Below are 18,613 nucleotides of genomic sequence, written 5' to 3'. Positions count from 1 at the left end.
GCATCTCGAAATGGGGAAATTTACATGGACCATGACAAACTGGAAGCAAATTTGCTGGATCACGCACTTACAAAATATTTGAAAAGCACGAAGCAATTAGATGAAGCCACCGTTCCGAAACACGTGAATAATGTAAGAGGATTTATTCTGCGGATCATATACAGACATGGGAGCTGCACCATAAAGGATATTTTGAAGGAGGTCACACTGTCTCCCTCTGCCACGACCACAGCTCTGAATCATTTAGAGCAGGAAGGGTTTATTGAGAGATCCAGAAATAATAATGACCGCCGCACTGTATGGATTACGCTTTCTGAATCGGGCCGGGGAGCGGCTGAACAAATGATTGAAAACCGCCAGCAGCTGATTGACGGCATGTTTGAACGTTTAACAGCCGAAGAGAAAGAGACGTTCTTGGCGATTATTGCGAAGCTGGCTCAATAGGGATAATAAAAGCCGGTGCGCGAAGCGCCGGCTTTATAGAGATTATTCCATATCGCTCAGGCGTTTGCCTGCGACGGCATAATGGTCTTTTCTCATTTCTTCTATAAAGACAACAATTTTTTCTTCAGAAGCACCGGTTGTTTCCTTTACGGCTTCTGTTACTTTCTCGACAAGATTGCGTTTTTGCTCGTCTGTACGGCCTTCGAGCATTTTGACAGTTACGTATGGCATGGGTGCTGAATCCTCCTTTATCTCGTTTCCTCTCTTTAGAAAAAGAGGCTTCTTATAGTATACTGAATAAAGTAAATTCTTGCATTTTGAGAAAGAGGGATATCTCACTTGGACCGTTTTTTATATTATCCGTTATCTTTAATGCCATACCTCGTCATCACGCTAATTGTGTCGTTTACGATGCACGAGCTTGCCCACGCTTATGTCGCATACAAATTCGGTGACGATACGGCGAAAAAACAAGGAAGACTGACGCTGAATCCCATTAAACACCTTGATCCGTTCGGAACCATTTTGATTTTGGTGGCCGGCTTCGGGTGGGCGCGCCCCATTCCCGTGAATCGACGCTTCTTTAAGAAGCCTCGGCTTGCCGGTGTGCTCGTATCTATAGCCGGGCCCGTCAGTAACCTGATTCTTGCGTTTATTGGTTTCTTTTTGTTAGTGTTGATGCATGCGTACGGAATGGAAATGCTTGCGGCGTTCAGCACGGGGCTGGATCAGTTTTTTTCTATTTGGATACAGCTGAATCTTGTCTTGTTTTTATTTAATCTGCTGCCGCTTCCTCCGCTCGATGGCTATCGAATTATAGAAGATCTCGTTCCGCCGGGCGTGCGTGCCAAAATGACGCAGGCGGAGAGCTACGGCTTTATCGTATTTTTGGTGCTGTTTGTGACACCGCTAGGATCTTACGTGCTGTGGCCGATGCTCAATGCAGGAAGAGATTCGATTTTAAAGCTGTTTTCAGCGATATTTCAACCGCTTTTGTAGGAGGTAGAACTTCATGGAAGAAAAAAAGAAAAAATCAATCGGGTTTAATATTATCAAAAGTGATCCGACAGACGGACACGGCGGTTTTGGCGTAGGGGCACTCAGCCTTGATAACATTTCTCCCGTATTCGTTGATGTAGAAGAAAAAGAAGCGTTCGTAGACATCGGCGCCATGCATGCCCGCAGCACCGTTGAAAAAGGAATTAAATTTCTCCCGAATAAAGAAGAAGTGCCGAACGGAAAACCATACTGGCTTGTGTGGGTAACGATTGACAGAAAAGAAGAGGGGCCTTATTACGCTGGTGTGACAGCCTGTGAAATGACGGTCGACAGAAGCATCAGAAGAGGCTACAAGTCGCTGCCTGAGCATGTGAATTTGATGGATAAATCCATGAAACGGAAAATCATCGTTGATAAAATGGACGACAGCTCGAAGCGTGTACTAGGCGAATTTCTGAAAAAGCATGATCAGGGCCTATGGGACCGTTCCTCAGATGAGTTAAAAACGAGCCTGCTTCCGGAAAACAATTAATTTATGAATTTTCTGTGAACTTTTAAAGTATTTGAGATATTTTTCGTAAACATTGAGTAAACTGGTGATACAGAAATAGGACATGGAAAATCCCGAGCCGAAACAAGACTCGGGGTTTTTCATTTTTAGGGGGATATGATGTACGAAACCATTCGAGTCGGCGATTGGTTGATAAAAGCCGACGTGGAAGAAACGAGAAAGCAATATGAGAAAGATATAGAGGATATGTGTGAATGCGGTAACTGTCTTAACTATTACGAGGCAGTGAATGAACTGCCAGTCCAAAAAGCACAAGTATTAGAAAGTTTCGGCCTCATTCCGTCCAAATGCACAGATATAAATTATCATGGGGTAAAAGATCATCTGCACTTTTATATAGCGAGTTATTTTATAGTAGGCCGTATTGTTGAAGGAAAACAAGAATGGAATCCGAAAAAGATTGATTTCTCGTGGCATATTTCATTTTCAGTGCCGCAACACCAAATTTACATTCCTAAGGGTTTTCCAAAACCAATTATTCAGCTCGATTGTGTTACGCTTCTTCCATGGGTCATTGACCAACCATACGAATAACCCGGCCTCCGAGGAGCCGGGTTATTTTCAATGATGTCGCCCCAGCCATTTGTCCCACCATTTTTTCTCGGAAGCGGGCTTTTCTTTGGATGGAAGCCGGTCTTTTGTTTGTTTTGCGGGTTCTGCCCCGTAGCACACGTTTGCGGGTTCTGTGCCTTTCACAAAATATGTGTAATGCTTAGCGGCGCAGCCGGGACCTGATGAGTAGCCTGTTTCCGGATCAATGTACACACCGGTTACGCCTTTTGGCGGCTTGAACGCGGTTTCTGGTTCGCCTTTGAGCGCGTCCTCCATGAAGTCCGCCCAAATGGTTTTAGCATAGCCTTTTTCTTCGACCGAGTCGATGGTGCTGTTTTTGTCATAGCCAGTCCAAACACCTGCGGCCAGCTTCGGATTGAAGCCGATCATCCAGCTGTCTGCGCTGGTGGTTCCTGATTTTCCGGCATACGTTCTTGTCAGGCGGTTGGCTATCGTTCGCCCCGTAACCGACGTATATCCATTTAAATCGGTATCAAACATGCCTGTCATCATACTCGCTGTGACAAAAGCGGCTTTTTCATCAAGCACCTGTTTATGCTGATTCGGGTTTTCGTACAGCACGTGGCCGGCTGCGTCCGTTACCCTTGAAATAAAAGTCGGTTCGATTTTCTTTCCGCCATTTGCGAGCATGGCATAGGCGTTGACCATCTCAATCGGACGCACGGGTTCGGTGCCGAGTGCCAGAGACGGCAGTGCTTGAAGATGGGCGGTAATGCCGAATTCCTTTGCCGTCTTTACAAGTTTGTTCGTGCCGAGAAAAAGATGCGTTTTCACAGCGTAAATATTGTCTGAAAGCGCCAGCGCCTGCAGAAGCGTAATCGGCTTGTTGGCATAGTATCCGTTATAGTTGCTTGGAGAATAGGTTTCTCCCTTTGCATCAATTTGAAACTCGGTTTCTTCGCTTTTCATCAAAGTGACTGGCGTAAATCCGCTCTGAATCGCTTTATAGTACAGCAACGGCTTGATCGTCGAAGCAGGCTGGCGCTTCGCCTGTGTCGTCCGGTCAAACGGGCTTTTTTGATAATTCCTGCCGCCGACAAGGGCGAGAACGTTTCCGGTGCGGGGATCAATGGCTGAAAACCCGACTTGAATGTCAGAGCCCGCGTTAACCGTTTCGGTAATGGTCTCCTCGGCGATGCGCTGCATCCGTTTATCTACCGTTGTATAGACGTTTAACCCGCTCGTTTCAATTTGCTCCCGTGTCATGCCGAGCTTTTTCTCCAGCTCTCTCATCGCATTGTCATAGAAATAAGGGGCCTTTCTCTTGGAAACTTGTTTATTCAAAGGCTGATAGGAAAGAGGTTCCTTGATCAATTCATCCGCTTTCTTTTGGCTGATCATCTGCTGCTTTTCCATCATCCGCACAATCGTTTTCTGGCGTTCCTTGGCCTTCGTCTCATTGACATACGGTGAATAGCCGGAAGGGCCTTTCGGGATACCTGCCAAAAGCGCCGCCTCCGCATCCGTCAGGTTTTTGGCATGCTTGCCGAAATACAGGCGGGAAGCTGCTTCAATGCCGTAGGCGCCGTGTCCGTAGTAAATCGTATTTAAATAGCCTTCTAATATCTCGTCCTTAGAATAGTTTTGTTCCAGACGGATCGTGTAGAACGCCTCATTCCATTTCCGTTTCCACGTTTTGTCGTGTTCAAGGTATAAGTTTCTCGCATATTGCTGGGTGATGGTGCTTGCACCCTGAACTTTGGCAAATGCTTTCAGGTCAGCAAGCGCCGCGCCGGCCATGCGTTTATAATCAAAGCCGTGATGATCGTAGAAATTCTGGTCTTCAATCGCCACTGTCGCTTTTACGATCGTCGGATTCATGTCCTTTAAGGGAACCCAATAGCGCTTTTCGCCGTAGTTCGTTTCCCCGAGCTTTGAGCCGTCACTCGCATACAAAATCGTGGATTGCGGCACTTGCACCGAGGGAGCGCCCTGGTATTTGGCTATCAAAATGACAGTCATAAACACGGCAGCTGCCGCCAAGGCCGCAAAAGCCCCTAAAAAGATAAAGGCGCGAACGGTTTTCAGCGTCAGTCTCAGCCGTTTATTTGTCATTGCATCCACAACGGGTTTCCCCCTTTTTTTATGTTTCTACTATTATGAGAAAAAAAGATCGTTTTTAAACATCGCAGAACAGGACGCATCTTTACTTTTTCCCCGCCATCCTCTATACTTTTTCCTTAGGTGAAAATGAGATTTCAACCGAGAATAAAAGCTGATTAGACGCTTACAATAAATGAATACAGCCTCGAAAGGGAGATGACAATTGAGCGAACTTTGGTACACAGAGAAGCAGACGAAAAACTTTGGCATTACGATGAAGGTTAACAAAACGTTACATACAGAACAAACGGAGTTTCAGCATTTAGAAATGGTGGAAACAGAAGAGTTCGGCAACATGCTGTTTTTGGACGGCATGGTGATGACATCTGAAAAAGACGAATTCGTTTATCACGAAATGGTGGCGCATGTGCCATTATTTACGCACCCAAATCCGGAGCACGTTCTCGTAGTCGGCGGCGGTGACGGCGGCGTTATCAGAGAAATCCTGAAGCACCCAAGCGTGAAAAAAGCGACACTTGTAGATATTGACGGCAAGGTTATCGAATACTCTAAAAAGTTCCTTCCTTCTATCGCAGGCAAACTGGATGATCCGCGCGTTGACGTGCAGGTAGATGACGGATTTATGCACATTGCAAAATCTGAAAATCAATATGACGTCATCATGGTAGATTCGACTGAACCAGTCGGACCGGCTGTAAACCTGTTTACAAAAGGATTCTACGCAGGAATCGCTAAAGCGCTGAAAGAAGACGGCATTTTTGTCGCACAGACGGACAACCCATGGTTTACACCGGAATTAATCACAAATGTACAGCGCGACGTGAAGGAAATCTTCCCGATTACGAAGCTGTATACGGCGAACATTCCGACATATCCAAGCGGTTTGTGGACATTTACAATTGGCTCGAAAAAATATGATCCGCTTGCAGTGGAAGACAGCCGTTTCTTCGATATTGAGACGAAATATTACACAAAAGATATTCATAAAGCGGCGTTTGTTCTGCCGAAATTTGTGAGTGACCTGATTAAATAATGAAGGTATGGCGCAGGAGCGAATCTTGCGCTTTTTTACAGGAAAGCGAGGGTATTATAGATGAGATTTGATGAAGCTTATTCAGGAAAAGTATTTATCGCGAGCCGTCCCGAGTGGGAAGAGGCGGACGCCATTCTTTACGGCATGCCGATGGACTGGACAGTCAGCTATCGCCCGGGCTCACGCTTTGGTCCAAGCAGAATCCGTGAGGTGTCAATCGGCCTTGAGGAATACAGCCCATATTTAGACCGCGATCTGGCTGACTTGAACTTCTTTGACGCTGGCGACATTCCGCTGCCGTTCGGAAATCCGCAGCGAAGCCTGGATATGATTGAAGAGTACGTGGACAGCATTTTAGAAAAAGGGAAGTTCCCAATGGGTATGGGCGGGGAGCACCTCGTGTCATGGCCTGTCATTAAAGCGATGTACAAGAAATACCCAGACCTTGCGATTATCCATTTTGACGCACATACAGATCTTCGTGTTGATTATGAGGGAGAACCGCTTTCTCACTCCACGCCGATCCGTAAGGCGGCAGAATTGATCGGACCGCACAATGTGTATTCATTCGGAATCCGTTCCGGCATGAAAGAAGAGTTTGAATGGGCGAAGGAAAACGGCATGCACATCTCAAAATTTGAAGTGCTTGAACCGCTGAAAGAGGTGCTTCCGAAGCTGGCGGGCCGTCCGGTTTATGTCACAATTGACATTGACGTATTAGACCCTGCACACGCACCGGGTACAGGAACGGTTGACGCCGGCGGCATCACGTCTAAAGAACTGCTTGCATCCGTCCATGAAATCGCGCGTTCAGAGGTAAACGTAAAGGGCGCTGATTTAGTGGAAGTCGCACCGGTGTATGACCACTCAGAGCAAACGGCAAACACAGCCAGTAAAATCATCCGTGAAATGCTGCTTGGTTTTGTGAAATAAGTAAACATCCAGACGATGTCTGGATGTTTTTTTATTCCCAGTCTTTACAAACATCAATCCATGCTTTTAAGAAAGAAAATTCGGATAATTCTCCTCAATAGCGAAGTTTCTGCTGCCGCATGCGGGGAAAACAGTCTCAAACCGTTTCAGCGATACATCAAGATAAACCTCAGGATCATGAGCCGATCCAAATGGGCAAACTCCTCCAATTTCATGGCCTGTCTGCTCCAGTACCTCATTAGGAGAGAGCATTCTTGCTTTAAAGCCAAATGTTGCCTGAACGTTTTGTTGTCGATCTTGGCATCGCCGGCTGTCACAATCAGAATCACCTGATCTCCTTCCCCTCTGAAGGACAGGGTCTTGGCGATTCTAGCCGGGCTCACGCCGGTCGTCTCAGCTGCCTGTTCAACTGTCGCGCTCGACGTTTCGAACTCCGTCACATCATTTTCTCGATTCCACTGTTTAAAGTGGGTTCTCACACTTTCCAGAGACATGCTGCATTTCCACTATTTTTAAGATTATTGAAAAAATCATAGCATGGATTGGGAGACTGGGTAAAGAGGGGACAAAAAAACCGCCGATGGACGGCGGTTAAATCATTCCTCGTTGTGCAACTTCAATTTGGTGTGTAGGTGCATTTGCAATAGTTGTTGCCACGAACACAGTGCATAGAGCCAGACAAGAGAGTAATAGTTTAGACTTCAATTTCATACAAACTCACTCCTCCTTGAATAAGTTGCCTTACTTGTTCCACCTTCAAAAAATAAGCAGAAGCTTTTTGAAAATTTTTACGTTCATGATAATATTTTGCCACATCAATAGCGAAATCTTCAAGATCAGCATACAACATTTTACTTTCGAGAAAATCAAAAAATCCTTGAATTGCTTCTTCATCCGGGCCTGATAAGTATAAAGATTTCAAAAATTCAAACTCTGATAAATATATTACATCTCCGGCCTTTTGTGAATAAGCCATTCCCTTACTATGATATTCATGAGCTTTATCCATTTTTCCTAATTTATAATGGATCTGTGTAATTAAAAAATACGCTTGAGGTAAGGAAGGAAGAATATTTGATTCTTCAAAAACAGCTATTGCTCTTTTGAAATAAGTTATGGCATCCTCATATTGGCTTTGGCTGTTTTTACAAAGCCCGATATTGTACAAAGTTCTCCCCATTAATTGGGGCTGCTTTTCAGCTTCTGCCATAGAATAAGCTTTTTGAAAATGTGAGATGGCATCCTCATACTGTTTTAAATCTAAAAAATTGGTGGCAAATAAAGAATGACACTGCAGCAATCTTATATTATAAGCTTCCTGTTCTTTGTATATTTCATATGCTTGCCGTGCATAGTCCATTGAAAAATACGTTTGTTTCATATAGTAATAAGATTCAGACATCTTAAAGAAAAACTCAGCTTTCTCTATCCGATCCTTAACGAATATCAGCTTGCTTTCGGCTTTTTTGAAAAATTTAATAGCCGACAGATATTCCCGCTGGTCCAGCTCATACATGCCTCTGAAGAAATTAAAATAGTACTCAAGCAGACCAGTTAAACGAGCCTGTTTTTTATCAATCTCAAGCAGCAGATCAGACAGTCTCGGCTGTTCCTCAATCCTCATTTTTTCTAACGGTTCAAGGTACTCAAGCATCAGGTTGTGCCGAAACTCCATCAGTGAATAGTACAAATGAAGGTCTTGATCTTCTTCCATTTGATCCAGCTCTTGCTTGATTTCTCGTCGCAAATATTCTGCATCGGGTATGCTGAATCGGCGTATGTACATATACCATTCGTTAATCTTTTCTCCGATGGAAGAAGAAGATATGACACCTGTCACGTTTGCAAATCCCTCCCTTCATAATTCTATATATGTCATATTTTATCATCAACATTCTTGTGAGAAGCGCAAAAAAACCGCAATTTTTTCTTTCGTTACACCGCATGTTTGGAGATATATTTTCAAAAAGAAGCTTTTACCCTCAGCAATTTGTACAAGCAAACACGTTACCCTTCCATATTCTGTTATATCTGCGTGAGCAGTGTATGTCTGAAAAGGAAGTGAAGGAATGAGAAAAAATAAGCTTTCCTTTAAAGAAAAAGCAGGAGCAGAACAAGAAGAGTGCTTATGTTTTTGTGAGGGAGAAGCAAGCCGAGAAGCCATGTTTCAAGCGCCGATTGAATTACCTGAAGGATTTGTCGTTGATCCGGCTGAAGCTGTTGCAAACGTGACGTGGAATGCAGACAGCCTTTCTTGTGTCAGTGACCGTTGCTTAATTCAAACGGGGCCAGAGCCTGATGAGGTCGGTGTTCAATTTGCAGTGCGCCTGCAGGGAACCGTTACGCTACTCGTCAGTGTCTCACCTGTGCGAAATCAATATGGACAAGGGGACGGGGCTGTTTCCGTCATTCACAATGCAGAAATCGATCAAGTCGTCTATTATTCCGATGAACCGGATGATTGCCCGGATATCAGTGACATCACGATTGAGAACCTTGTTGTTGTTCCGCCGTTTTACGGCAGTCCTTTATCGGTGACGGGGACGATTGTGCTTGTACCGGAGCCGGAACCCGTCTACGCGTTTACAGCGAATCCAAATGATCAATCAGTTTCTGTGATTGATACAAACACCCATACTGTTGTGACAACGATTGCTCTTCCGTACAATCCGGCAGGTATTGAAATTACGCCAGATAAAAGCGCTGTGTTTGTCTTACATCCCAACAATAATGTGATTTCTGTCATCGATTATGACACATTAACAGTGACAGCAACTATATTGCTGGATCAGCCGCCTCGATTGATTAGATTTATCCCTAATCATGAGTTTGCTTATGTTTTCACCGGTACTGCGGTTTATGTGATTGGAATTGATACGTTAACTGTGGATAGGTCGATTCCTGTGGAAGGATATGATGTTGCAATCGATCCCAATGGGTTATTCGCCTATGTTCTGAATTTTGGAATAGTGCAAAAAGTGGACCTAACTACCGGTGAAGTCACAGGAACAATTGAACGAGAGCTTATCGTATCAACCATAGAAACAAATTGGCCGGAGCGGTATGCCTATGTATTAGAACAAGAATTCTTTTTTAATTATTTGACGGTTATTGATTTAAATACGTTTACCATCAGCAGCACCCAAGATCTGGAGTATGAAGGGGAATATCGAATGTTTACGAGTGGAGCAGAGGTGTATTTATATGACGGCTTCACTGGCAATTTATATTCTGTCAGTCCAAATGGAGCAGGCGTTATAGGAAATGTTCCGCAGTCGGCAAGAGACTTTGCGTTTACCCCGAATGGCGAGTTTCTGTATGCAACTCATGTTCTAGAACAGAGCATCACTGTTTACAACACGGATGATTACTCCGTGGAGACTGTCATATCTCTTGGGGTTTCACCGGGAGCTATTGCGATTTAATCAACTATATGTTGTGCATTTCTAAAAGGACGTGAAATCATGAAAAAGAATGATCTTTCTGCTTTACAGGAAAATTGTTTCTGTTTTTGTGATGAGGAAATTAGCCGGGAAGCGCCGTTTCAAGTGCCGATAGATTTCCCTGAGGGCTTCAAGGTTGATACGGCCGAAGCGTCAGCGGCTGTTACATGGAGTACAGACAATTTGTCCTGTATCAGTGAGCCTTGCTTAATCCAGACTGGGCCGGAACCAGAAGATATCGGTGTTCGATATGCTGTGAGAGTACAAGGGACCATTACGCTTCTTGTCAGTGTGTCGCCTGTGCGAAATCAATATGGACAAGGCAATGGGGCGGTTTCTGTGATTCATACTGAAGAGATTGATCAAGTTGTTTATTATGCAGCACAGTCTGACCGCTGTCCTGATTTTAGTCAAATGACAGTGGAAGATCTGCTCATTGTACCGCCTTTCTACGGCAGTCCGCTTACGGTGACCGGGACACTTGTTTTACCGCCATCACCAGACCCTCAATCGTATGTGTTTACTGCCAATACTGGAGACAGCACGGTTTCGGTTATTGATGCAGATTTAAACACTGTTGTAAAAACAATCCCTTTTTCTGACGTGCCAACTAATCTAGGCGTTACTTTCGATAAAGCATTCACGTATGTCCTCCATGGAAATACCAACCTTGTCTCAGTGATTGATAATAAAACATTAACCATCATAAATACCATTACTGTTGGAGGAGGGCCGAGAAAGATCGAATTTGATCCAACAGATGAGTTCGCATACGTGATGGCCGCCGGATCTATATATGTGATTAACACGGCCTCTCAATCGGTCATTGATGTCATTCCGATACCCGGCGCTTTAGACTTTGCTCTTGATCCGAATGGACAGTATGTCTATACCGCTAATGGAAGCAGTTGGTCGGTTGATAAATATGATGCAAATACTGGGCAGTTGGTAGAAAGTATCATAGATTCATTTGAATTTCCCAGTTTAATTGCAACTCCTTACGCTGGAAATTTTGCGTACGTGTTGAATGGTGAGCTGTGGCCGAAAGGTGTAACGGAGATTAGTTTGTCTCCATTAAGCAGGGGAGGGGACTTCAGCCGTTTATTTGAAACGCTGAGGACGATTGTATTTTCTCTCGATAGCACTAGAGCTTATTTTCTAGAGCCATATAGTGAACCGTTTCTTATTAATAACTTATATGTAGTTAATACGGCCAGACAGAGGATCATTGCAAACGTGTCTCTCCCCGGCGCTTTTGACCTCGCCGTAACGCCGGACAAACAGTATATTTATGCGGCACAGCCCAACGACAATGCTGTGACTGTGTACCGCACAAGTGATTATACAGCCGTGAAGGTGATTCCGGTTGGCGCGGATCCGTCTGCGATTGCAATGTAGCTATTTTATAGATCAAGAGAAGCGGTGCTGCGATAAGAGAATCGTTTATAAATAAATGATCCGATTTGTTGGATGGCAGCCAGGATAATCAGAAACAGAAGTTCACTTATAGAGAAACTGAGCATCCACCAAATCCCGGCTGCTGCCAGCGCTCCCGCAAACACTTTTCTGAACAGGCTGCCGTGCCGGAAAAGCTGCCGCAAATATGTTCGCATGCAAAACAATAAATACAGAATCAGTAGCATCGCAAGTCCCATTGAAAGGGCAGGGGGCGTGTGAAGGCGGAAAGGGACGGCTTTAACGATTTCGAACATGCAGCCGAATATGATGACTTGGCACAACACGGCAGCCATCACGTATGTTTGGCGGACGTTTTTATAGCTGTCACGCAGCGATTTGACGTCTTCTGCATATCGGCTGCACAAGTTGTGTTGCTGAAAGTCACAGCAGCTTTGATGAGACTGTGTGAGTTTCTGAAAAGCTGCTGTCATGTTTTTCACGGATTGGGTGACATAATGAAGATAGAGAAAAGCAGGCAGCATCAGGAGGGCAGCGGTACAAGCCAGCAGCCCGAGCCGCACAGCATCATTGTTGATCATCTGTACATATTGGGCGGCGGCTTCGGCAACGGCCTGAACCCAGCCGAAGGAATAAGCCGCCATACCTATAAGCAGCAATAAAAGGGTAAAGACAGTGTTTTTTTTCATTGTCTGATCGCCTCTTTCTGAGAAATGTGAATGATCGCTTTGTTAGAAGATGCCATTGCATCAATGAGAGACAAGAAAACCTGCGCATCCATATCTTGAATGATGTGGTACATGTCAAGAAACGAGCAATCGCACCTGTCACACTCGGCTGCCCACTCGAAGCATTTACGCACATAATCGCTGTCATAAATGATCGCGTCTGTCAAAGAGTCCTTGCCGTATTGAAGCCAGGCGGCAACCTGTTCTTTCTTCTGTGTGACATAGTATGAAGCCACATCGATATAAGCTGAAGAATGGGTCCCTTGACTGTGAAGGATCAAGAAACCGCCATCCTCATATATATAAGTCTCGGCTGACAAGCGATCGATTTCCAGGCGGTACGTTTGCTGAATCTCTTGAAAAAACGGTGAATCTAATTGAAATAGAATACGAGCCGCGATATCCCAATAAAGCTTTATCGACAACAGATCGTTTTGCCCGGGAAGTGCGCCGATCTGTAATCCGGTCCAGGTATCTTCCATCCGCTCCTCATCACCCAGCATCATTTTTTGTGAGAGGACTGGAGGGCAAGCCGGGATGATTTTTCTTTCAGCATGATAATCCGGACGCTTTTCCAGCTGGAGGTGAGGAGGCAAAAGCGTTTCTGTATTTTCTGAGCCCCCAATCAAAAACAGCGTCATCCGATGGGCTTGGTAGGCAGCCTTATAGGCTTTTTGTAAATCACTGATGTCCAGCGCCTCAATATCTTCGATTCTGCCTGCGGGGAAAACGGCAGCTGGTGAGGAGGGAGAAAGCATGCTGATCAGCTGATAATGATATGAGAGCTGATGGTTAAGGTGTGCTGTTTGAATTTCGCTTGTAATCACAGCTTTTTCCTGAGCGACAATCTTCTTGTCAAATGAGTGGTTCCATAAAGCATCAAGCAGGATGGGAATCGTTTGTCTGAGCCGATCCGGTAATGAGGTAAACATGAAATTGGTATCGGTGTAGGTAGTGAATGCGTTTAAAAGCGCGCCATGCGCAAAAAAATCACTGTACAGATTGCGGCCGTTATGCCAGAAGAGAAGATGCTCTAAAAAATGTGCTGTGCCATACGGAAGCAGTGTATCACCGGATTCTGCCCGTATACATACATCCCGGCTTCCAAAATCGATTTTTACATTGCACAGCCGCAGGTGGGCGCGGGGGAATTTCAATCTGAATATTTTTAGTCCGCTGTCTGTGTATCTGATATCGGTTCGTTCATCCAGCTGTTGAAAAAAGGCTTTCTTTTCCATCTCTTCATCCCCTTACTACATGAGCTCCGATATAATTGATGGTCGCTATGAATTGCAATACATCACGGCATGTAACCGCTGAGATGCCATCCAGCAAGGCTTCTTTCGTGCAGGAGAAGCGGCGCAGGACCCCCATATAGGCCAATAGACCTTCGGGAGAATCGAATTGCAGCAGCAATTCATTGCGTAAAAACTGCTTTGCCTGTTCTAGTTCCCGCTCATCTGTATGAAAAGCTGAGACAGCTTCCAAAACGCGCGGGGGAATGTCTTTCTCATGAAGCTGATCTGTACATATTGAAACAAGCAGCAAATTGTTCATGACATCGTAACGGGTGATAACGTGATAGACTGCCAGATCCTTCTCTCTGAAGTGCTTGAATAAAGCGGAATGGCCGTACTTTCCCAGTAATCCGTCTATTAGCTGTATTTTGATATAATCGCTGGCATCTTTCATCTCTCCGCAGTCAAATCCGAGTGTCAAGACGGAAGGACCTGCAGCGCTGCGTGTCTCTGTTTCAAAAACATGCCGGTTTACGGGTATTCTTCCGGACGTTACAGCGGACGTTTGCGGGGCATGTCCCCGAACATCACATGCTTGTACTTGTCCCAATATGTTCAGCTGTTTTTGCTGGGACACTAAATCAACGATAAAGTCCGTTGCGTCGAGAAACCGTTTAGGATGAATCGCCTTTATCCTGTCTCTCCGGCCAAACATGCCTGTGCCGTACATCGGGTTTCCGAAGACCTCCTCAGCCAAGCGCGCCGCCGAGTAGGAGAAAGGATCAGTGAATTTCTTTTCGATTCTCAGCAGCAGCTCATTCCTGGCCTTTTCAACTGCTTCGAATGAAAGAGAAGAAGGGAAAGACAAGTCTGCAAAAGTTTTCAGCAGGGCGTCAACATGAAGATTCCCGTTATATAATGGGTGAATCAAACGGGTCCCGCAGGTTTTCAGCTGCTGATCAAAAAAGAGATTCGCTGAGTACATGAAACGGCTGCCGGCAGCACAACCGAAAGCGTCAATGATTTGCTCCTTCAGGTACGCGGCGGCGCCGTAAAAATAAATTGTTTCTTCCTCAGGTTCCGCCGCGCTTTCGATCGGTTTCAGAAAGCTCGCGGCGATTGATATAGTTGAAAATTGATGAGTCTTCAGCAGGTTAACTTCCAAGCCGTTCTCTTTTGCTTGTATCAAAGAAACCACCATCCTGTTTTTGCAGGTAATAGACTATGACCAGACCGGCTATCGGAATGACCGCCAAGGATACAGCGGTGCCGGCTAATGTGGCTAAGAATAGGGGAAGACAAAACAGATAAGACCGATATTTTGAGAAACCGCTCCATAGCTGCTGCTCCGTCTGCCAGCTGAAGGAGGGCCTTTTTTCATCCGCAGTTAACCTGATAAAAGCTCCCGCCAGCAGCAACTCAATGCACTGCAAAAAAGTGAGAACTGAAATCGGACGGCCGCTGATGAAACCCACAATCATCACGACAAGGAGAAATCCGCCTGCCAATAGGCCTGAATAAAAGCGATATTTCGCCCAAAACATCGTTTTCCGCTTGATCGGAAGCGTGATGAGCAACATCCGGTCATTTTTTTCAATCGAGTACAAAAGGGCGATCGGCGAGCAGATGAGCAAAAGCGCGGAAATCACGATATAAATCACTTGCTGATTGAAGATGCCGGTGTTCATCATCTGGAACGAAAAGAAGCCGCTGAATACCGCCATTACCGCGTAATTTAACAGCATCGCTTTAGAAGAGATAAATCGGTTCCATTCTCTTTTGTAAAACGAAAATTCAGATCGCCGCATAAATGAATGCATCTTGCCCTGCTGCGGAGGCGCCTGCAGAAAGACAGGAAAGTCAATGATCACCGCCCACAGCATATGAACCGCGCAAAGCGGAAGCGTGGTGGCCGGCATCAAAGCGGCGCTGAGACATACACAGGCGAATATCGCCGCATGCAGCAGAAACATCAAGTTCTTCTTTTTGACGAAGTGGTTGCTTAGCACAACTCCGAAAATAATGGAGTAAACGGTAAAAAACGAAAACCTGCCGAGCCAAAACAATGTTTGCGCCCCTGACAGCGTTCCGTTTCCAAATAAGAACAGCGGTAAAATAAAAAAGAATAAAGTTCTTCTCAAACAGGTATCGACAAACAAAACGACACTCTGGGCGAGCCAAAAGCTCCGTGAAGAAATCGGCAGCAGGCAGCTCAGTTTCATATAAGATTCCTTCCATTGAGATGTCACAGAAAGAAACACCATATATGCGTTCATTAAGAGAAGCGCGAGTATGATATACGTTTTGCGCAACACCGATTCATCAATGCCGGCCTGGCGGATCAGCCCAATTTCAAACACGGCCAGAATGACAAGGCCTGCGGCAATGCGGATGGCATCCTTTTTCCCTTGCCGGCTGTAAAGCTGTTTGAACAGCAAAGACATGATAGGGATTATGTTATTCATGGCCGATCACCTCAAAAAATTCCCGCCGCAGATCGGTCTCCTCTCCAATCGGAATGACCTTTTGAATCTGTTTGTTGTGAAGAATAGCCGCATAATCACAAAATCTTTGCACGACATCGAGCAGATGAGAAGAAAACAAAATGGTCCCGCCTGCTTCACAGTACTCGCGCATTTTCTGATAAAAAACCTCTATCGATTCCACATCCAAACCGACGAGCGGCTCATCCAAAATAAACAGGGGAGCGCGCAGCAATAAGCCTGTCATCAATACAACCTTTTGCCTGTTCCCCAAGGACAGCTCCGAAATTCTCCTATTGATGTATTTCGAAAAATGAAAGGCCTCGGCCAAACTGGCAAACTGCTGCTCTGAAAAATCCTTTTGATAAAGCGAATGGACGAAAGACACATAGTCCTTCGCCGTAATTTCTGTAAATAGCAGCGGATAATCGGCGGCGAAGTAACGGTGAGTCTTCAGCTGATCTGATGTTTTCTGCGGCATGCCGGCCTCCGCTTCAATTCCGCACAGTGTAAAGCGCCCGCTGAAATTGCGGTTCACGCCTGTCAGCGTATTAATCAGTGTCGTTTTTCCGGCGCCGTTTACCCCAAGCAACCCGTAAACGGCGCCTTTTTCTAAATGTAAATCCACTTGTTCTAAGATGACGTTGTCCCGTTCATACCAAACGGATACATCGTGTATATCCAAAATGCTCATCGCGAGTCAGCCTTCCGCGCGCGCATCCCGAACAGAATGGCAATGGCAATGAAAATCAGCGTAAACAGATAATCGCTTTTGACAAAATAGACGACTGCGCCGATGACAAAGATAAATGAAAGGATATACAGTAAAATTCTTCTTTGTGCTGGTGACAAATCGTTTCCCTCCTAAATAAGCTGGACCACGTCTTCTAATTGTTCATTTTTCGCCCAAGAGCAAATGTTTTTTCGGTGATATTTGTTAGAGTTCAGCCCTTTTAAGTAACAGCCTCCGCAATAGCCGCTGAACGGGCATTTGTCTTTCATGCAATGTTCGCTGAACCGCGGTGCTTGCGCTTGCCACAGTTTATGGACGAGAGGGGAGTTAAAGATGCTTTCATAGGAATCATGAAAAATATTTCCCAATGAAAATTCCTTTGGAAAGAGGGCGCAAGGACGTACTTCGCCGAACGGGCTGATCACAATGGACTTCCAGCCAGCGCCGCAATTTGCCGCGCGTTTTCTCTCATAAGGAATAATCGGAATCAAATCTTTAAACTCATCAATTACATTTTGCTCGTATTCCATAAACTTGCGGTGCTGCTCGGCGTCTTTCGTTGGATGGACAATATCCCTGCCTCTTCCGAAATCGTCAACCCAATTGTAAGAGAACGCCTTCGCTCCGAGATCCCGAACCTTTTGGGCCATATCGTGGATTTCCCACATGTTTTTTTCGAAGACAGACATGGCGACTCTGACAAATATACCGTGGTCACTCAACAATTTTATCGTTTTACAAGTTTGGGCAAAAGAGCCTTTTCTCCCTCTAAAGGAGTCATGGACCTCGGAATTGACACTATCAAGAGAAATGCCGACGATGATTTTTTGCTTGTAAGCCTTCAAAAGCTCCAAACTCTCTTTTCGCATGAGTGTTCCGTTTGTTAAGACAGCGACTTTTTTGAACTTTTTACACACATAGTCAAGAATCTCATTGGCGTTTGGATGGACAAAAATTTCTCCGCCTGTGATTTCGCATGTCAATACACCGTTATCAAACAGCATATCAGCCGTTTTTTTGAATTGCTCAATCGACACGGTGCCGAGCGCTTCAGGTGAGCTTTCCAAATAACAGTGGGCGCATTTCAAATTACAGCGGTGCGTCAGTTCAAAGGTGGCGTGGAGCGGCATCGGAAATTCATTGCTTCCGCTCGTGGTGATTGTATGGCGGCTGGCCCGGTTTCCAAGCTGAATAACCTGCTTGTTCTGGAGCATGTTGAGCATGTCGTAATACCAATCTTTATGGTCTTCCGGTGATTCATCATACACTGCACATTGCTCAGCTAAAATCTGCTCAGCTGTTTTTTGGCCATCCATGCGCATGCAGAGCTCGTAAGCCGTTTTGTTGAGATCCAAATACTCGAAGTCAGAAATGGAGACATTATCGCGCAAGTAGTCGATTTCTAACACGCCGCCCTCAGGAAGCTGGTGAACTCTTACACTTTCATTAATAAATGGAAACATCTGCTCTATAAACAAAATACCATCCCCTATACATATGATTCAAATGAAAAACGGTTGTGTATGTATATCCAAGAGGTAGATTTTAGTTAAAAATTGTAATTTACTTAAAAAGGGCATAGTAGAATGACTATGCCCTTTTGGGAGATCCTTACCCCCATAGACCGAATAGACCTGTTGCACCGGCAATTTCAAAATCAGGGATAGGACCGTCCACTAGACAAGCGGCTCCGATCGAGCATGTTGCACAACCTTTGTTTTCTACAATGACAGCTTTTTTCATAATTGAATCCTCCCTTTTTTTGTTTTTCTAGCAGATCTATGTTGTACTTTTATCTTAAAACTATCAAATTACTAATTCAATACATATAATTTGAAAAAAATGTGAAAAGAAAATGATAGATTTCGGAAAAATGTAACATTTCCTAAAGGTAATTAGTGATATGATTTTCTCTTCTATATAAGGAAATGCTTTTTATGAGGTTTATCTTCAAA

The 18,613-nt window shown here is 44.9% G+C and carries 22 protein-coding genes and 1 pseudogene; 9 read left to right on the top strand and 14 right to left on the bottom strand.

Translation table 11 applies throughout. From position 1 onward, the window contains the following. Positions 1-24: 24 nt before the first annotated feature. A complete protein-coding gene (locus bslm_RS18470; protein ID WP_003227535.1) occupies positions 25-444 on the top strand; it encodes a MarR family transcriptional regulator in 420 nt (139 codons plus the stop codon). 42 nt (positions 445-486) lie between these two features. Here the strand turns inward: bslm_RS18470 and bslm_RS18465 are convergent, their stop codons facing one another. Further along, positions 487-675, bottom strand: coding sequence for a 2-hydroxymuconate tautomerase (locus tag bslm_RS18465; protein WP_003222038.1), 189 nt, complete (start codon positions 673-675; stop codon positions 487-489). 108 nt (positions 676-783) lie between these two features. Here bslm_RS18465 and bslm_RS18460 point away from each other — a divergent pair, with 108 nt between their 5' ends. From bslm_RS18460 to bslm_RS18450, 3 genes are all read left to right on the top strand, one after another. Then, positions 784-1,443, top strand: a complete 660-nt coding sequence (locus bslm_RS18460) for a site-2 protease family protein (RefSeq protein WP_003243167.1) — start codon at positions 784-786, stop codon at positions 1,441-1,443. 13 nt (positions 1,444-1,456) lie between these two features. Continuing rightward, a complete protein-coding gene (locus bslm_RS18455) occupies positions 1,457-1,975 on the top strand; it encodes a YwhD family protein (RefSeq protein ID WP_003244446.1) in 519 nt (172 codons plus the stop codon). A gap of 138 nt (positions 1,976-2,113) precedes the next feature. Beyond that, positions 2,114-2,548, top strand: a complete 435-nt coding sequence (locus tag bslm_RS18450; RefSeq protein ID WP_014478299.1) for a hypothetical protein — start codon at positions 2,114-2,116, stop codon at positions 2,546-2,548. Between the two features lie 27 nt (positions 2,549-2,575). On the opposite strand, the gene bslm_RS18445 is transcribed toward bslm_RS18450, so the two are convergent. Beyond that, positions 2,576-4,651, bottom strand: a complete 2,076-nt coding sequence (locus bslm_RS18445; protein WP_029726084.1) for a transglycosylase domain-containing protein — start codon at positions 4,649-4,651, stop codon at positions 2,576-2,578. A 202-nt stretch (positions 4,652-4,853) separates the two neighbouring features. On the opposite strand from bslm_RS18445, the gene speE reads away from it, so the two are divergent. Both speE and speB read left to right on the top strand, forming a co-directional pair. Beyond that, on the top strand, positions 4,854-5,684 hold the full coding sequence (speE, locus tag bslm_RS18440) for a spermidine synthase (protein WP_003227543.1): 831 nt from the start codon (positions 4,854-4,856) through the stop codon (positions 5,682-5,684). Between the two features lie 60 nt (positions 5,685-5,744). Then, the gene (gene speB / locus bslm_RS18435; protein WP_003227545.1) at positions 5,745-6,617 is read left to right on the top strand and encodes an agmatinase; all 873 of its coding nucleotides are present in this window, start codon (positions 5,745-5,747) and stop codon (positions 6,615-6,617) included. A 31-nt stretch (positions 6,618-6,648) separates the two neighbouring features. Here speB and bslm_RS18430 read toward each other — a convergent pair. The 3 genes and pseudogenes from bslm_RS18430 to rapF form a co-directional block, all read right to left on the bottom strand. Then, positions 6,649-7,111: pseudogene (locus bslm_RS18430) on the bottom strand (YbaK/EbsC family protein). Positions 7,112-7,208: 97 nt separating this feature from the next. After that, positions 7,209-7,328: a phosphatase RapF inhibitor PhrF gene (gene phrF / locus bslm_RS18425; RefSeq protein ID WP_041334633.1), complete on the bottom strand. Its 120-nt coding sequence runs from the start codon at positions 7,326-7,328 to the stop codon at positions 7,209-7,211. Then, entirely contained in the window at positions 7,312-8,457 is a 1,146-nt protein-coding gene (rapF, locus tag bslm_RS18420; RefSeq protein ID WP_046381403.1) for a response regulator aspartate phosphatase RapF, read from the bottom strand. The genes phrF and rapF overlap by 17 nt, the downstream gene beginning before the upstream one ends. A 2-nt stretch (positions 8,458-8,459) precedes the next feature. Here rapF and bslm_RS21820 point away from each other — a divergent pair, with 2 nt between their 5' ends. From bslm_RS21820 to bslm_RS18405, 3 genes are read left to right on the top strand one after another with little or no spacing between them, the layout of a single operon-like run. Further along, positions 8,460-8,690, top strand: a complete 231-nt coding sequence (locus tag bslm_RS21820) for a hypothetical protein (RefSeq protein WP_024572000.1) — start codon at positions 8,460-8,462, stop codon at positions 8,688-8,690. After that, the gene (locus tag bslm_RS18410) at positions 8,687-10,042 is read left to right on the top strand and encodes a YncE family protein (RefSeq protein ID WP_046381402.1); all 1,356 of its coding nucleotides are present in this window, start codon (positions 8,687-8,689) and stop codon (positions 10,040-10,042) included. The genes bslm_RS21820 and bslm_RS18410 overlap by 4 nt, the downstream gene beginning before the upstream one ends. A gap of 39 nt (positions 10,043-10,081) precedes the next feature. Then, positions 10,082-11,458 (top strand): YncE family protein, encoded by a 1,377-nt coding sequence (locus tag bslm_RS18405; RefSeq protein ID WP_046381401.1) that lies wholly within the window; start codon positions 10,082-10,084, stop codon positions 11,456-11,458. A gap of 5 nt (positions 11,459-11,463) precedes the next feature. Here bslm_RS18405 and albG read toward each other — a convergent pair whose 3' ends face one another. Genes albG through sboA form a run of 9 tightly spaced genes read right to left on the bottom strand, consistent with a single transcriptional unit; the run spans position 11,464 to position 18,401 of the window. Next, positions 11,464-12,165: an antilisterial bacteriocin subtilosin biosynthesis protein AlbG gene (albG, locus tag bslm_RS18400; protein ID WP_029726080.1), complete on the bottom strand. Its 702-nt coding sequence runs from the start codon at positions 12,163-12,165 to the stop codon at positions 11,464-11,466. Continuing rightward, positions 12,162-13,442 (bottom strand): M16 family metallopeptidase, encoded by a 1,281-nt coding sequence (locus tag bslm_RS18395; protein WP_046381400.1) that lies wholly within the window; start codon positions 13,440-13,442, stop codon positions 12,162-12,164. The genes albG and bslm_RS18395 overlap by 4 nt, the downstream gene beginning before the upstream one ends. A gap of 4 nt (positions 13,443-13,446) precedes the next feature. Further along, entirely contained in the window at positions 13,447-14,607 is a 1,161-nt protein-coding gene (albE, locus tag bslm_RS18390; RefSeq protein ID WP_080481011.1) for an antilisterial bacteriocin subtilosin biosynthesis protein AlbE, read from the bottom strand. After that, positions 14,597-15,907: an antilisterial bacteriocin subtilosin biosynthesis protein AlbD gene (albD, locus tag bslm_RS18385; RefSeq protein WP_046381398.1), complete on the bottom strand. Its 1,311-nt coding sequence runs from the start codon at positions 15,905-15,907 to the stop codon at positions 14,597-14,599. Before albD ends, albE begins: the two co-directional genes overlap by 11 nt. After that, positions 15,900-16,619, bottom strand: a complete 720-nt coding sequence (locus bslm_RS18380) for an ABC transporter ATP-binding protein (RefSeq protein WP_003227564.1) — start codon at positions 16,617-16,619, stop codon at positions 15,900-15,902. The genes albD and bslm_RS18380 overlap by 8 nt, the downstream gene beginning before the upstream one ends. Further along, a complete protein-coding gene (gene albB, locus bslm_RS18375; protein ID WP_003222006.1) occupies positions 16,616-16,777 on the bottom strand; it encodes an antilisterial bacteriocin subtilosin biosynthesis protein AlbB in 162 nt (53 codons plus the stop codon). Before albB ends, bslm_RS18380 begins: the two co-directional genes overlap by 4 nt. A gap of 12 nt (positions 16,778-16,789) precedes the next feature. After that, a complete protein-coding gene (gene albA, locus bslm_RS18370; RefSeq protein WP_015714887.1) occupies positions 16,790-18,136 on the bottom strand; it encodes a subtilosin maturase AlbA in 1,347 nt (448 codons plus the stop codon). A gap of 24 nt (positions 18,137-18,160) precedes the next feature. Next, a complete protein-coding gene (sboX, locus tag bslm_RS21145) occupies positions 18,161-18,313 on the bottom strand; it encodes a bacteriocin-like protein SboX (RefSeq protein WP_010886632.1) in 153 nt (50 codons plus the stop codon). After that, entirely contained in the window at positions 18,270-18,401 is a 132-nt protein-coding gene (gene sboA, locus bslm_RS18365) for a subtilosin A (protein ID WP_003222002.1), read from the bottom strand. Before sboA ends, sboX begins: the two co-directional genes overlap by 44 nt. Positions 18,402-18,613 lie beyond the last annotated feature (212 nt).

It is taken from the genome of Bacillus sp. LM 4-2 (genome assembly GCF_000978495.1).
Lineage (GTDB): Bacteria > Bacillota > Bacilli > Bacillales > Bacillaceae > Bacillus > Bacillus subtilis.
This window is presented reverse-complemented; position numbering and strand designations above follow the sequence as displayed.

What these genes read in the sequence shown, in the direction of transcription:
- bslm_RS18455 (WP_003244446.1), top strand. Translation starts at nt 1,457, where the DNA reads ATGGAAGAAAAAAAGAAAAAATCAATCGGGTTTAATATTATCAAAAGT.
- bslm_RS18410 (WP_046381402.1), top strand. Translation starts at nt 8,687, where the DNA reads ATGAGAAAAAATAAGCTTTCCTTTAAAGAAAAAGCAGGAGCAGAACAA.
- bslm_RS18395 (WP_046381400.1), bottom strand. Translation starts at nt 13,442, where the DNA reads ATGGAAAAGAAAGCCTTTTTTCAACAGCTGGATGAACGAACCGATATC.
- albG (WP_029726080.1), bottom strand. Translation starts at nt 12,165, where the DNA reads ATGAAAAAAAACACTGTCTTTACCCTTTTATTGCTGCTTATAGGTATG.
- albD (WP_046381398.1), bottom strand. Translation starts at nt 15,907, where the DNA reads ATGAATAACATAATCCCTATCATGTCTTTGCTGTTCAAACAGCTTTAC.
- sboA (WP_003222002.1), bottom strand. Translation starts at nt 18,401, where the DNA reads ATGAAAAAAGCTGTCATTGTAGAAAACAAAGGTTGTGCAACATGCTCG.
- bslm_RS18405 (WP_046381401.1), top strand. Translation starts at nt 10,082, where the DNA reads ATGAAAAAGAATGATCTTTCTGCTTTACAGGAAAATTGTTTCTGTTTT.
- speB (WP_003227545.1), top strand. Translation starts at nt 5,745, where the DNA reads ATGAGATTTGATGAAGCTTATTCAGGAAAAGTATTTATCGCGAGCCGT.
- phrF (WP_041334633.1), bottom strand. Translation starts at nt 7,328, where the DNA reads ATGAAATTGAAGTCTAAACTATTACTCTCTTGTCTGGCTCTATGCACT.
- bslm_RS18465 (WP_003222038.1), bottom strand. Translation starts at nt 675, where the DNA reads ATGCCATACGTAACTGTCAAAATGCTCGAAGGCCGTACAGACGAGCAA.
- bslm_RS18380 (WP_003227564.1), bottom strand. Translation starts at nt 16,619, where the DNA reads ATGAGCATTTTGGATATACACGATGTATCCGTTTGGTATGAACGGGAC.
- bslm_RS18450 (WP_014478299.1), top strand. Translation starts at nt 2,114, where the DNA reads ATGTACGAAACCATTCGAGTCGGCGATTGGTTGATAAAAGCCGACGTG.
- bslm_RS18470 (WP_003227535.1), top strand. Translation starts at nt 25, where the DNA reads ATGGACCATGACAAACTGGAAGCAAATTTGCTGGATCACGCACTTACA.